Source organism: Nocardia sp. NPDC002869, from assembly GCF_046764065.1.
In the GTDB taxonomy this organism is placed as follows: domain Bacteria; phylum Actinomycetota; class Actinomycetes; order Mycobacteriales; family Mycobacteriaceae; genus Nocardia; species Nocardia rhamnosiphila.
In genome coordinates this window covers 1-12,461 of the sequence record NZ_JBKOOL010000034.1, presented here as the reverse complement: position 1 = coordinate 12,461, position 12,461 = coordinate 1, and the positions used below count along the sequence as shown (strand labels likewise).

The window sequence follows — 12,461 nt, the reverse complement described above, 5'->3', positions numbered from 1 at the left end:
CGTATGCCCGGCCCGCCCATTGCGGCTCCGCCGCACTGTTCGACTCCGCCGGATCCCGGGTGCGTGCTCGCACCCGCGGACGGCACGAGACCCCGCGATCGGTTCTCGTCAGCGAGTCACCGGGTGTGACGACTCGGGGACTCGCAGATCCACACGACCGGAACGCCGGACGGACGAGCCCCCGGGCAACCCCCGGGGGCGTAGCCGTTTCTTGTGCCCGGCGCGCGTCCTACGCGGTGACCGCGGGCGCGGTATCGACCGCCAGCGATCGGTCGAGATGATCGGCGGCCACCAGCCGCTCACCCGAGAACGACAACACCCAGACCGACCCCTTACGGGTCCGCGCGGGCGACAACCGCATCCCGTCCTGTGCCGCCCACCAGCGGACCAGATCCGGAATGGTGTCGCCCTGACTGCACAGCACCCGGACACGCTGCGTCGAGACCAGCGACCGGATCCGGTCCCGGGCCTTGTCCGGATCGGCGGCATAGCCGATATCGCCCAGCAGCGGTTCGATCTCCACCTCGACGCCGAGTTCCTCGGCCAGCGGCGCTACCGTCTGCACACAGCGCAGCGGTTCGGCCGAATAGATGTCCTGCGCGCCGAACGCCAGCAGATTCGGGACCAGCGCCAGCGACTGCCGATAGCCGGCCGGTTCCAGCGGGCGCTGCTCGTCGGGGCCCTTGTAGCGGTCGCGTCGCCCGGCCTTGGCGTGGCGCACCAGCAGCACGGTATGCGTATCGGCGGGCAGCCGGGTGAACGCCCGCACGATCTGGCGGTCCATCGGATACGACAGCTCCGACATCACCGTGTCCAGCGCACACCAGGTCAGTTCGTCGACCTCGCTGTTGGCGCTGAATTCCCCGTCGACGACCTCCGCGGCCCAGTAGTCGACCCGTTTCATCTTGCGATGCCCGGTGACCGGATAGGTCACTTTGCCGAGATAGCGGCCCAGCCGGGGCCGCAAGCCGGTCTCCTCCTCGGTCTCCCGGAACGCCGCCAGGACCGGCGACTCACCGGGATCGAGTTTGCCCTTGGGCAGCGACCAGTCCTGGTATTTGGGGCGCCGGATGACCGCGATCTCGATACCGCCCGCGGAACCGGGTGCGTGCCGCCACAACACGGTGCCCGCCGCATGGATATTGGGTGCTGTCCGAGGATCCGGGTAGGCCGGTGGGGTATGCGTGCCGTTCACTGCTGATCCGGACGGCGTAGCCGCATGAGCGCCACCTGGTGATCGCGGACTTCGATACCGTCGCCGTCGGTGCCGGCCCGGTCGGGGCTGGATTTCCAGTTGCCGTCGGCGTCCAGGATCCAGCAGCGGGTCATCGGGTGCAGGGCGGATTCGAAGATACCGTCGAGCCGCTCGCACAGCTTGGGATCCTTCACCTGGGCCATGACCTCCACCCGGCGGTCCAGATTGCGGTGCATCATATCGGCGCTGCCGATCCAGAATTCGTCCTGTGCCCGGAAGTTGAGGATCCGGGAATGTTCCAGTACGCGGCCCAGAATGGAGCGCACCTCGATGTTCTCGCTCATCCCGGGGACCCCCGCCCGCAGGCCGCAGATACTGCGCACCACGATGCGTACCGGCACCCCCGCCTGGGAGGCGCGGTAGAGCGCGTCGATGATCTGCTCGTCGACCAGCGCATTGGCCTTCAACCGGATCCCGGCCTCGGCGCCGGAGCGGGCGAGTTCGATCTCCCGTTCGATCCGGGCGATGATCCCGGCCCGGATGCCGTTCGGGGCCACCAGCAGATTGCGGTAGTCGGTTTTACGGGAGTAGCCGGTGAGCGAATTGAACAGATCGGTGAGATCGGCACCAATTTCGGGTGCCGCGGTGAGCAATCCGACATCCTCGTACAGGCGGGCGGTCTTGGGGTTGTAGTTCCCGGTACCGATATGGCAGTAGCGACGGATGGTGGAACCCTCGCGGCGCACCACCAGACAGGTCTTGCAGTGGGTCTTCAGCCCGACCAGACCGTAGACCACGTGCACGCCCGCCTGTTCCAGCGTGCGCGCCCATTTGATGTTGGCCTGCTCGTCGAACCGGGCCTTGATCTCCACCAGCGCCACCACCTGTTTGCCCGCCTCGGCGGCGTCGATGAGGGCGTTCACGATCGGGGAGTCGCCGGAGGTCCGGTACAGGGTCTGTTTGATGGCCAGCACCTGCGGATCGGCGGCGGCCTGTTCGATGAAACGCTGCACACTCGTGGAGAACGAATCATAGGGGTGGTGCACCAGCACATCGCCCTCGCGCAGCGCCTGGAACACATTGCGCGGTGTCTCCCGTTCGCCGAACGCGGGCGGCGTCGCGGGCACATAGGGGGCGTCCTTGAGGTTCGGGCGGTCCACCCCGTACACCTGCCACAGGCAGGACAGATCCAGCAGCCCGGGGACCTGGATGACGTCGCCGGGATCGACTTCGAGCTCGCGCAGCAGCAGATCGAGCATGTGCTCGGTCATATCGTCGGAGACCTCGAGCCGGACCGGGGACCCGAAGCGGCGGCGCGCGAGTTCCCGCTCCAGCGCCTTCAGCAGGTCCTCGTCGCGGTCCTCGTCGACCTCGAAATCGGCATTGCGGGTGATCCGGAACGAATGGTGCTCCACCACGGTCATACCGGGGAACAGTTGATCCAGATGGGCCGCGATGAGCGCTTCCATCGGAAGGAAGGCGGCGATGCCGCCACCGCTGGGTCCCGGCCGGCGAACCCGGACGAACCGGTCCACATTGTCGGGGACTTTCACCCGGGCGAAATGCTCGCCGCCGGTGCTCTCGTCCTGAACGGTCACCGCGAGATTGAGGCTCAAGCCGCTGATGTAAGGGAAGGGGTGGGCCGGATCGACGGCCAGCGGGGTCAGTACAGGGAAGACCTGATCCTGGAAATGCGCCGACAGTCGTTCCCGTTCCGCGTCGTCGAGGTCGGACCAGTCGATGATCGCGATGCCCTCTTCGGTGAGCGCGGGCAGTACTTCGGTGAGGAAGACCTCGGCGTGCCGGACCGCGAGATCCTGACTGCGCACCGCGATGAGGGCCAGTTGTTCGTTCGGCGTGCGGCCGTCGGCCGATCGCACCGAAAGCCCCGTTTCGGCGCGGCGTTTGAGACCGGCGACGCGGACCATGTAGAACTCGTCGAGGTTCGAGGCGAAGATCGCCAGGAATTTCGCGCGTTCCAGCAACGGCAGCGAACTGTCCTCGGCCAGGGCAAGGACTCTGGCGTTGAAATCCAGCCAGCTCAACTCCCGGTTCAGGTAGCGATCGGCCGGCAAACGAGGTGCGGTCCCGACGGCAGGGATCGGAGTGGCGGCCGGAGGTGGGGTCGGGAGCACCTGCTGTTGTTTGATGGTTTCCGTATCGCTCACACCTACGATCATTCCCTACGAACAGGCGACCATGCATATGCCGTAGATGACTGTTATCTCGAGTTCACGCGGTGGCGGCTGCCCGTTGGTGTGGTCGAGTGGCTCCCGGCCACCGGGCCGCGCGGTGCGGAGCGACGGCGGAGTTACGCCTGACACACCTGGGTGACCGCTTCCCGGACGGGAGCCGGCCAGCCGAGTTCGGCGAGCAGCGCGGCGGTATCGGGTCCCGTGCCCAGCGCCCGCACCGCCGCCAGATCGTCGGCGGTATCGACATCGTGGCGCAGGCCGGGCCAGTCCCCGTGCAGCCGGACCGCGCCGTCGTCCCGGTGGTGGCGCGCCGAATCCCGCCCGAACCTGGGCCGCAGCGCGGTACCGGCCGGAGCCAGCAGCGCCGCGGTACCGGTGCCCGCGTGGTCGGCCACGAATGCGCGGATACCGCGGGCGGTCGCCAGGACCGCGGACAGTTCCGGCGTGCGCAGGGCCGGCAGGTCGGCCTGCAGGGCCAGCACGGACACGTCGCCGTGCCGGGCGCGCAGCGCGGCCGCCGCGGTGGACAGGGCGGTGTTGAGGGGATCGGGGTCGGTGGCGGCGCTGCGGGGTTCGGGATGAACGGTGGCACCGAGCGCGCGGGTCGCGCGGGAGACCACGGGATCGGGCGTCACCACGGTGATCGACGCGATCTCCGGGGCCGCCGCGGCCGCGCGCACGGTATCGGTCAGCATGGCCAGGACCAGCCGGGACCGCTGGGCCGGGGGCAGGACCCCGGCCAGCCGGCTCTTGGCGCTGTCCAGGGTTTTCACCGCGATGACGGCGTGCACGGTGTGCGGGCACATGGCCCCATCCTGTCATGGCATATTGGGCTGATGACGAGGGCGGCGGTACTGGGCGCGGGATCGTGGGGCACGGCATTCGGGAAGGTGTTGGCCGAGGCGGGAACCGAGGTGACCATCTGGGCCCGCCGGCCCGAGGTCGCCGAGGCGCTGGCCACCGACCACCGCAACCCCTATTACCTGCCGGGGGTGCAACTGCCGCCGGTCGCGGCGACCGACGACTACGCGCGGGCACTCGACGGCGCCGATATCGTGGTCCTCGCGGTGCCGTCGCAATCCCTGCGCGCGAATCTGAAGATCTGGGCACCGGCCCTCGGCCCCGACGCCACGCTGCTGAGTCTGGCCAAGGGGATCGAGAACGGCACCCTGCTGCGGATGAGCGAGGTGATCGCCGAAGTCAGCGGTGCCGCGCCGGATCGGATCGCGGTGCTGTCGGGGCCCAATCTGGCCAAGGAGATCGCCGCCGGGCAGCCTGCGGCCACGGTGATCGGCTGCGCCGATGCCGAACGAGCGGCCGCGGTGCAGCGCGCCTGCGTGACCGGTTACTTCCGGCCCTACACCAACACCGATGTGATCGGCTGCGAACTCGGCGGTGCCTGCAAGAATGTCATCGCTCTGGCCTGCGGGATCGCCTCGGGGATGGGTTTCGGCGACAACTCCCTCGCCGGGCTGATGACCCGTGGGCTGGCCGAGATCATCCGGCTCGGTGTGGCACTGGGCGCCGAACCGGTGACCCTGGCCGGGCTGGCCGGAGTCGGGGACCTCATCGCGACCTGTACCTCGCCGCTGTCCCGGAACCGCTCGTTCGGGCAGGTTCTCGGCAGCGGCGGGTCCATGCAGGCCGCGCAGGAGGCGACGCACGGCCAGGTCGCCGAAGGGGTGAAATCGTGCACCTCGGTGCGCGCACTGGCCGCGGCGAAGAATGTGGAGATGCCCCTCACCGAGGCCGTGCACCAGGTGTGCCACGAAGGACTGGCGGTGCAGACGGCAGTGGAGAAGCTGCTGGGCAGGCAGATAAAACCCGAATAGCCACACCGGTGGTCCGGCACGGTTGGGAGAGGTCCCGGCAGGGTACGGTTCGGTCATGAAGCGGATCAGGGTGGCCGTAGTCTTCGGCGGACGCAGCAACGAGCACACGGTGTCGTGTGTGTCGGCCGGTGCGGTGCTGCGGAACCTCGATCCGGCGCGTTTCGACGCGGTACCGATCGGGATCACCCCGGAGGGCACCTGGGTGCTGGCCGGCGGTGACGCCGCCGAACTCGGCCGGCACGACCGGACCCTGCCCTCGGTCACCGGCGGCGGCCGGGAACTGATGCTGGCCGCGGACCCGAGCCGGGCCGGGACACTGGTCGCGCTGGACGATCCGCACACCGTGCTGGAAGCCATCGATGTGGTGTTCCCGGTACTGCACGGTGCGTTCGGCGAGGACGGCACCGTGCAGGGCATGCTCGAACTGGCCGGTATCCCCTACGTGGGCCCCGGGGTGCTGGCGAGTGCGGCCGGTATGGACAAGGAGTTCACCAAGAAACTCCTCGCCGCCGACGGCCTGCCGGTCGGCGCGCAGGTGGTGTTGCGGCCGGGTACCGCCACCGTCACCGCCGCGGAGCGGGAGCGGCTGGGCTTGCCGGTGTTCGTGAAACCCGCGCGCGGCGGTTCCTCGATCGGGATCACCAAGGTCACCGATTGGGGTGATCTCGATACCGCGATCGCCGCCGCGCGCGCCCACGACCCGAAAGTGATCGTGGAAGCGGGCGTCGTGGGCCGCGAGGTCGAATGCGGGGTGCTGGAATTCCCGGACGGCCGGGTGGAAGCCAGTGTGCTCGCCGAGATCAAGATGCCCAAGGATCTGGCCGATGCCGACGCCGGGGAGAAACCCGCTCCCGCCTTCTACGATTTCGACACCAAATATCTCGACGACGTCTGCGAATTCGACGTCCCGGCCAAACTCGACGACGACGTGTCCGACGAGGTCCGCGAGATCGCGGTGCGCGCCTTCCACGCGCTGGACTGCCAGGGCCTGGCCCGCGTCGATTTCTTCCTCACCGAGGACGGCCCGGTGATCAACGAGATCAACACCATGCCCGGGTTCACGCCGATCTCGATGTATCCGCGGATGTGGGACGAGACCGGGGTCGGTTACGGGAAACTGCTGACCACACTTGTGGAAACGGCTCTCGCCCGCGGCACCGGGCTGCGCTGACCGCGCTCAGTTCGGCAGTTCGCCCGGGTCGATCGGGCGGGTCGGCAGCTGCGCGGTGACGGTATCCGATACCGCCTGCAGGGGCGTCGGGCCGGACCCGTCGGGAACCGTGAGGGCGATATAGGTTTCGCGGTCCACCGCGAACCAGGTGGCCGTGGCGGCCGCGTCGTCGCGGATTTCGAACCACTGCACGTCGTTGACCACCTGTAACGGGGACGCCCGGTTGAACTCCAGGGGGCGGTCGAGTCCGCACCGCAGCACGATCGGTTCGCCGCCGTCGGGCAGTTGCCAGGCCGTCGTCGCCGGCGGCGCCGGTTCGACGAGGGTGGCGCGGGTGTACTCGCCGAGGTCGGCGGGCAGTGCGGGCAGCAGGGTGGCACAGGCGGGCCCGTCGGCCGCGGGCGCCGGAACCGGACCCAGCGCCAGCGGTTCGCGTTCGACCGGCGTGCGCGTGGCGATGACCGCCGCGACCACCACGCCGATCAGCAGGGCGATCGGCAGCGCGACCGCGGTCGCGATGAGCGCGGGCGAATACCCGCTGCGCTCGGCGCCGCCGCTGTCCGGGGTGTCGGTGTCCTCGTCCGGCGATGTCCCCGGCATCCTCGGCGGTCCTTTCGTCAGCGCGTACACGGTGGGCGGGGCGCACACGGGAGTTCCGGCCGCCGCGCCTGGTCACCGGGCACAGGGTACCGTCGTGCGGGGAGCGCCGGAGTATCGGCCGGGCGCGCGGGATCGGGGATCCGCGCGGTCCGGGGTACGGCAGAGCGGCGTTCCGCCGGTGGACACGACTCCGTGGTCCGGGCCGGCGAGGCGGCGGCCGACGCCGCCGGTGACAGCAGCGAGTGAGGAAGGTCCCACGATCAGTACAGGACCGACGGTGCGCGAGGTGGGCGAATTCGCCCTCATCGCCCGGATCAACGCGGGCCGGGAACAGGGGCCCGCCGTGCAACTGGGCCCCGGTGACGACGCGGCGGTGCTGGCCGCGGCGCGCGGGCGCTATGTGGTGAGCACGGATATGTTGATCGAGGACCGGCATTTCCGGCTGGACTGGTCGAGGGCCGAGGACATCGGCCGCAAGGCGATCGCCCAGAACGCCGCCGATATCTATGCGATGGGCGCCGAACCCGTCGGCTACGTGGTGGGCCTCGGGGTACCGGAACGGACCCCGGTGGATTTCGTGACCGGACTCGCGGACGGGTTCTGGGCGGAGGCGACACGGGCGGGGGGCTCGATCGCCGGTGGGGATATCGTGCGCAGCCCGCAGGTGGTGATCTCGGTGACGGCCTTCGGTGACCCGCTGGGCGAAGAACCGGTGCCCCGATCCGGTGCGCGGCCCGGTGGGCTCCTCGCGATCGCCGGACGGCCGGGCTGGTCGGCGGCCGGTTACGCCCTACTCGCGGGCGGCCACTCACCGGAGTCCGGCCCGGGCGCGGCCACGGCTGTCGCCGCGCACCGTGCCCCGCGACCCGCCTACGACCTCGTCCGAGCCGCCGTGACCGGCGCACACCCGCCGGTGGCGCTCACCGATATCTCCGACGGGCTACTCGCCGATATCGGGCATCTGGCCGAATCCTCGGGAGTCGCGATCGATGTGCGTTCGGCGGCATTGCGCGATACCGAGCTCGCGGAATGCGCCGGTTTACTGGAAGCCGATGCGCAACACTGGATTTTGACCGGAGGCGAGGATCATGTGTTCGCCGGGGTCTGGCCGGCCGGTTCGCCGCCGCCCCCCGGATGGACCGTTATCGGCGATATCGAGGCCGGTCACGGGGTGACCGTGGACGGTGCGCGATACCGCGGTCGGCAGGGCTGGGAAGCGTTCTCCGGGACGGACTCGGCGAATGTCGGCCACTCACGATAGGTTGTGCGGTCATGAGCACGAAACCACTCGTGGAAATCATCGATCCGGGCTGGGCGAAGGCGCTGGATCCGGTCGCCGACCGTATTGCGGAGATGGGCGAATTCCTGCGTGCCGAGAACGCCGCGGGCCGCGGGTATCTCCCCGCCGGGGAGAATGTGCTGCGTGCCTTCCAGGAGCCGTTCGACAAGGTCCGGGTGCTGATCGTCGGCCAGGACCCCTATCCGACTCCGGGCCACCCGATGGGACTGAGCTTCTCGGTGGCGCCCGATGTTTCGCCGGTACCTCGCAGCCTGGCCAATATCTTCGCCGAATACACCAAGGATCTGGGCCATCCCACCCCGAGTTGCGGCGATCTGAGCCCCTGGGCGCGCCAGGGTGTGCTGATGCTGAACCGGGTCCTGACGGTGACTCCCGGCACACCGGCCTCCCATCGCGGCAAAGGCTGGGAAAAGGTCACCGAGCAGGCGATCAGCGCGCTGGTGGCGCGCGACGAACCGCTGGTGGCCGTGCTGTGGGGCCGGGACGCCGCCTCGCTGAAGCCGGCGCTGGCCGCCGCGGAAGTGCCCAGTATCGAATCCGCGCACCCGTCACCGCTGTCGGCATCGCGTGGGTTTTTCGGCTCGCGTCCGTTCTCCCGGGTCAACGAACTGCTGGACGAACTCGGCGCCGAGCCGGTGGACTGGCGCCTGCCCTGAGTGGGCGTCGAACGAGAAACAAGATTGAGGAGCACACCATGAAACTGCGCGGCATCACTGCCTCGCTCGCGTTGGGCGCCGCCCTGACGGGGGCGGCCGGAGCGACGGCCGGAGCGGCCCCGCTGACTCTGGAACCGATGAGTCCGGCGACCGAGCCCGCTGCCCCGATCGCCGAGGATTTCACCTCGACCGGCTCGTCCACGATCTCGGCCTCGGTCAACGCCAAGGGCGCCTGCCTCTTCCAGCGGACCCTGAGCGCCATGGACCTGGACTGCTGATTCGTCCGTTCGTACGGCGTAACGCCCGCATATTTGCGATGCTGAAAATCGTGAGTAATGCGAACAATCTGCTCGATCCCGTCCGGCTGCGGTTACGCGGCCGGGGCGGGATCGAGCTCGTTGCGGACCAGTACGGCCCACCGGACAGCCCGGCCGTGCTGTTCCTGCACGGCGGCGGTCAGACCCGGCACTCCTGGAAACAAACCGGGGCGCAGCTCGGCGCGGCGGGGATCCGGGCGGTCACGCTGGACGCGCGCGGCCACGGTGACAGCCAATGGGCACTCGATCGTGACTACCGCTACGAGGCCATGGTCGGAGATGTACTCGCGGTTCTGGAACAACTGGGCGGTGGACCCGTGGTGGTGGTCGGCGCCAGTATGGGCGGGATCACCGGTCTGCTGGCCACGGCGGCCCCGGGCGGAGACGCGATCGGCGCGTTGGTCCTGGTGGATATCGTCACCCGGCCCGAACCCGAGGGCGTCGACCGCGTGCTCACCTTCCTGAGCAAGAACCCCGACGGCTTCGCCACCCTCGACGAGGCCGCGGATGCCGTGGCCGACTATCTCCCACACCGGCCCCGGCCCAAATCCAACGCGGGACTACTGCGTAACCTGCGCCAACGCGACGGCCGCTGGTACTGGCACTGGGATCCGGGCATTCTCGGCGACAAATCCGCCGACCCCGACGAGATGGCCCGCACACTCGAGGGCGCGGCACGGGCACTCGATATTCCGGTGCTGCTGGTACGGGGATTGCAATCGGACGTGGTGAGCGCCGCGGGCGCCGCGGAATTCCTGGAGCTGGTGCCACACGCCGAATTGGTCGAGATCGGCAATGCTGCCCATACCGCCGCCGGCGACGACAACGACGCGTTCACCGAGGCGGTCGCGAAATTCGTCACCCTTTCTCGCTGACCGGGACCGGCCGTGGGCGGCGCGTCGATCGGCCCCGCGCCGCCGGGCCGGGGACGGTCAGCTCGGCCCGGAATAGTCCGGGGCGCGCTTGGCGAGGAACGCGTCCACACCTTCGCGACCGGTCGGACTGCCCGCGGCCGCCCCTATCGCCTCGCGTTCGGCGTCCAGCTGCTCGCCGAGGGTCGCGGTGGCCGACCGGCTGAGCAGGGTCCGGATCGAGGCGTAGCTCGCGCGTGGTCCGCGCGCCAGGGTGCGCGCCAGTTCGCGGGCGTCGTCGCGGACCGCCGCGTCGCTGTCGGCGATACGCGCCAGAATCCCGAGGCGCTGGGCCTCCGTGGCATCGAGTACGGCGTCGGTCAGCAGGATCTCGCGGGCTTTGGCCGCACCCACCAGCCGGGGCAGCGTCCACGACATCCCGCCGTCGGGGCTGAGCCCGACCCCGGGATACGCGGGGCGCATCCGGGTGCCCGGGCCCCCGATCGCGATATCGGCGGCGCAGACCAGGCTCATTCCGGCGCCCGCCGCCCAGCCGTGCACCGCGGCGACGACCGGTGCCGGGGCGCTGTCCAGTGCCCGGACGAAAACGTGCAGGGTGTCGGCGAGTTGGTACAGGTGTGCGGAACGGTCCTGCGCCGCCGCGAAATCGCGCACATCGCCGCCGGCGCAGAAGTTCGGGCCGGCACCGACGAGTAGCACCGCGCCCACATCGGATCCGGATTCGTGCAGGGCGGTGGTGCCCGCGGCGACTCCGGCGAAATCCAGGGAGGTGCCCTTGGCCGCGGTGGACAGGGTGATCTCCAGGACGCCGTCCTCGATGCGGATGTACTCGGCCTCGGTGCTCATGGCCGCGACACTACCGAGCGGGAGAACCGGGCGATATCGCTACCTACGTACCAGCCGGATCTCGGTGGCCATGGCGAAGCGTTCGGCCCGGGCGGTGCCGTCCGGCACGAATCCGTATTTGCTGTAGAAAGCGCGGGCCCGCGGATTGCCTTCGAAAACCCACAGCGAACACGATCGGTCCGGTTCGAGCACCGCGCGGATCAACGCGTGCGCGAGCCCGGTGCCATACCACCGGGCGCGGACGTACATGGCCTGCAGTTCGCGCTCGGCGACCGCGGGCTCGTCGCGGGGCGGGCCGTACTGAGTGAATCCGGCGATCTCGGTGCCCGCCTCGGCGACCAGGAGCTGCCCGGAGTGGTTCCGGGCGATCCGCTCCAAGTTCGCGGCGCGGCGATCGACATCGAAGGCGTCCAGGACGTGGTCGGGGACAAGACCTCGGTAGGCCTCACGCCAGCAGGCGATATTGCACTCTGCCAGGGCCCGGGCGTGCGCGGGCTCGACGGGCACGAGGTTCCAGGGCCCGTGCGTGGCATTCGGGGCCGCCGCGGCCTTGCTCATCGGATGCTCGGTCGTCTGGTACTCCTCGCATCGGATACCGATACGACCTCGCCCCGGGTCCTACGCGGAGCCGGGGCGAGGTCGTCGGAACCGAGGGTCTCGGATGAAACCGGGTAACCCGGTGTTCAGCCGCGGACCACCTTGCCCGCCTTCAGGCAGGAGGTGCATACGTTCATCCGGCGGGTGTTACCCGGGGCGACCTGCGCCCGCACGGTCTGGATATTCGGGTTCCAGCGACGGTTGGTGCGCCGGTGCGAATGCGAGACCGATTTACCGAAGCCGGGGCCTTTGGCGCAGACGTCGCAGACGGCAGCCATAGTCGCGAACTCCTTCATGTCATCATGGGGGACCTGCCACCGGTACAGTGGTCGATCCTGATCAATGTCGTCATGCCCGCCGACGAGCATCGGCGGATTCGATGACCATCGGACAGCGCCGACCGATAACGGCCGCGCCAGGCAACCCTGCAAGGGTAGCCCGACCCGCTGCGATCCACCAAACTGGGGTTGATCCATCAATCCGCAGCTTACCCGGCGCACCCACGCGAGGCGCCGTCTCCGCGGCCCGTCCCGGGTCGCGGTGTCGGGAGCGGCCGCTAACCTGGCGTTCGACTTCCGCGACGACGAGAAACGAGGTGACGGTGCCCGAAACCCGGCAGGTGGGCGGCGACGGTTCGCCGGTCACCGGATCCGCGGACGGCGGGCTGGGCGGGGCCGAAATTCTGGCCTGGGGCCGTCTCTGTGTGGCCGCGCTCGAACAGCGGCGCACGGAGATCGATGCGCTCAATGTCTTCCCGGTGCCGGATTCCGATACCGGGACCAACCTCCTGGCGACCATGCGCGCCGCCGTCGCGGAAGCGCAGCAGGTATCGAGCTGATCGCGCAACGCCGCGGCGGTGTCGTCGCCGAGTCCGGTGACC

The 12,461-nt window shown here is 69.4% G+C and carries 14 protein-coding genes; 7 read left to right on the top strand and 7 right to left on the bottom strand.

Going from position 1 to position 12,461, the window contains the following annotated elements:
• Nucleotides 1-229: 229 nt before the first annotated feature.
• The 3 genes from ACLML9_RS09350 to cofC form a co-directional block, all read right to left on the bottom strand.
• On the bottom strand, nucleotides 230-1,195 hold the full coding sequence (locus ACLML9_RS09350; protein WP_411945132.1) for an NUDIX hydrolase: 966 nt from the start codon (nucleotides 1,193-1,195) through the stop codon (nucleotides 230-232).
• The gene (locus ACLML9_RS09345; RefSeq protein ID WP_411945131.1) at nucleotides 1,192-3,375 is read right to left on the bottom strand and encodes an RNA degradosome polyphosphate kinase; all 2,184 of its coding nucleotides are present in this window, start codon (nucleotides 3,373-3,375) and stop codon (nucleotides 1,192-1,194) included. The genes ACLML9_RS09350 and ACLML9_RS09345 overlap by 4 nt, the downstream gene beginning before the upstream one ends.
• A gap of 131 nt (nucleotides 3,376-3,506) precedes the next feature.
• Entirely contained in the window at nucleotides 3,507-4,196 is a 690-nt protein-coding gene (gene cofC, locus ACLML9_RS09340) for a 2-phospho-L-lactate guanylyltransferase (protein ID WP_411945130.1), read from the bottom strand.
• 30 nt (nucleotides 4,197-4,226) lie between these two features.
• Between cofC and ACLML9_RS09335 the strand changes: the two genes are divergently transcribed.
• Both ACLML9_RS09335 and ACLML9_RS09330 read left to right on the top strand, forming a co-directional pair.
• Entirely contained in the window at nucleotides 4,227-5,222 is a 996-nt protein-coding gene (locus tag ACLML9_RS09335; RefSeq protein WP_411945129.1) for an NAD(P)H-dependent glycerol-3-phosphate dehydrogenase, read from the top strand.
• A 55-nt stretch (nucleotides 5,223-5,277) separates the two neighbouring features.
• The gene (locus ACLML9_RS09330) at nucleotides 5,278-6,393 is read left to right on the top strand and encodes a D-alanine--D-alanine ligase family protein (protein WP_411945128.1); all 1,116 of its coding nucleotides are present in this window, start codon (nucleotides 5,278-5,280) and stop codon (nucleotides 6,391-6,393) included.
• A gap of 6 nt (nucleotides 6,394-6,399) precedes the next feature.
• On the opposite strand, the gene ACLML9_RS09325 is transcribed toward ACLML9_RS09330, so the two are convergent.
• The gene (locus ACLML9_RS09325) at nucleotides 6,400-6,993 is read right to left on the bottom strand and encodes a DUF3515 domain-containing protein (protein WP_411945127.1); all 594 of its coding nucleotides are present in this window, start codon (nucleotides 6,991-6,993) and stop codon (nucleotides 6,400-6,402) included.
• A 178-nt stretch (nucleotides 6,994-7,171) separates the two neighbouring features.
• Between ACLML9_RS09325 and ACLML9_RS09320 the strand changes: the two genes are divergently transcribed.
• The 4 genes from ACLML9_RS09320 to ACLML9_RS09305 are packed head-to-tail and all read left to right on the top strand — an operon-like array spanning nucleotide 7,172 to nucleotide 10,141.
• Nucleotides 7,172-8,254 carry a thiamine-phosphate kinase gene (locus tag ACLML9_RS09320; RefSeq protein WP_411945126.1) on the top strand — a complete coding sequence of 361 codons (1,083 nt, stop codon included), beginning with the start codon at nucleotides 7,172-7,174 and terminating at the stop codon, nucleotides 8,252-8,254.
• A gap of 11 nt (nucleotides 8,255-8,265) precedes the next feature.
• Nucleotides 8,266-8,949, top strand: coding sequence for a uracil-DNA glycosylase (locus ACLML9_RS09315; protein ID WP_411945125.1), 684 nt, complete (start codon nucleotides 8,266-8,268; stop codon nucleotides 8,947-8,949).
• 38 nt (nucleotides 8,950-8,987) lie between these two features.
• The gene (locus ACLML9_RS09310) at nucleotides 8,988-9,227 is read left to right on the top strand and encodes a hypothetical protein (protein ID WP_030521824.1); all 240 of its coding nucleotides are present in this window, start codon (nucleotides 8,988-8,990) and stop codon (nucleotides 9,225-9,227) included.
• A gap of 50 nt (nucleotides 9,228-9,277) precedes the next feature.
• Entirely contained in the window at nucleotides 9,278-10,141 is an 864-nt protein-coding gene (locus tag ACLML9_RS09305; RefSeq protein WP_411945124.1) for an alpha/beta fold hydrolase, read from the top strand.
• A 57-nt stretch (nucleotides 10,142-10,198) separates the two neighbouring features.
• Here ACLML9_RS09305 and ACLML9_RS09300 read toward each other — a convergent pair whose 3' ends face one another.
• The 3 genes from ACLML9_RS09300 to rpmB form a co-directional block, all read right to left on the bottom strand.
• Nucleotides 10,199-10,984 (bottom strand): enoyl-CoA hydratase/isomerase family protein, encoded by a 786-nt coding sequence (locus ACLML9_RS09300; RefSeq protein ID WP_411945123.1) that lies wholly within the window; start codon nucleotides 10,982-10,984, stop codon nucleotides 10,199-10,201.
• A gap of 39 nt (nucleotides 10,985-11,023) precedes the next feature.
• The gene (locus ACLML9_RS09295) at nucleotides 11,024-11,542 is read right to left on the bottom strand and encodes an N-acetyltransferase family protein (RefSeq protein ID WP_411945122.1); all 519 of its coding nucleotides are present in this window, start codon (nucleotides 11,540-11,542) and stop codon (nucleotides 11,024-11,026) included.
• Between the two features lie 125 nt (nucleotides 11,543-11,667).
• Nucleotides 11,668-11,859: a 50S ribosomal protein L28 gene (gene rpmB, locus ACLML9_RS09290; RefSeq protein ID WP_011210730.1), complete on the bottom strand. Its 192-nt coding sequence runs from the start codon at nucleotides 11,857-11,859 to the stop codon at nucleotides 11,668-11,670.
• A 317-nt stretch (nucleotides 11,860-12,176) separates the two neighbouring features.
• Here rpmB and ACLML9_RS09285 point away from each other — a divergent pair, with 317 nt between their 5' ends.
• The gene (locus ACLML9_RS09285; RefSeq protein WP_411945121.1) at nucleotides 12,177-12,419 is read left to right on the top strand and encodes a hypothetical protein; all 243 of its coding nucleotides are present in this window, start codon (nucleotides 12,177-12,179) and stop codon (nucleotides 12,417-12,419) included.
• Nucleotides 12,420-12,461: the final 42 nt, after the last annotated feature.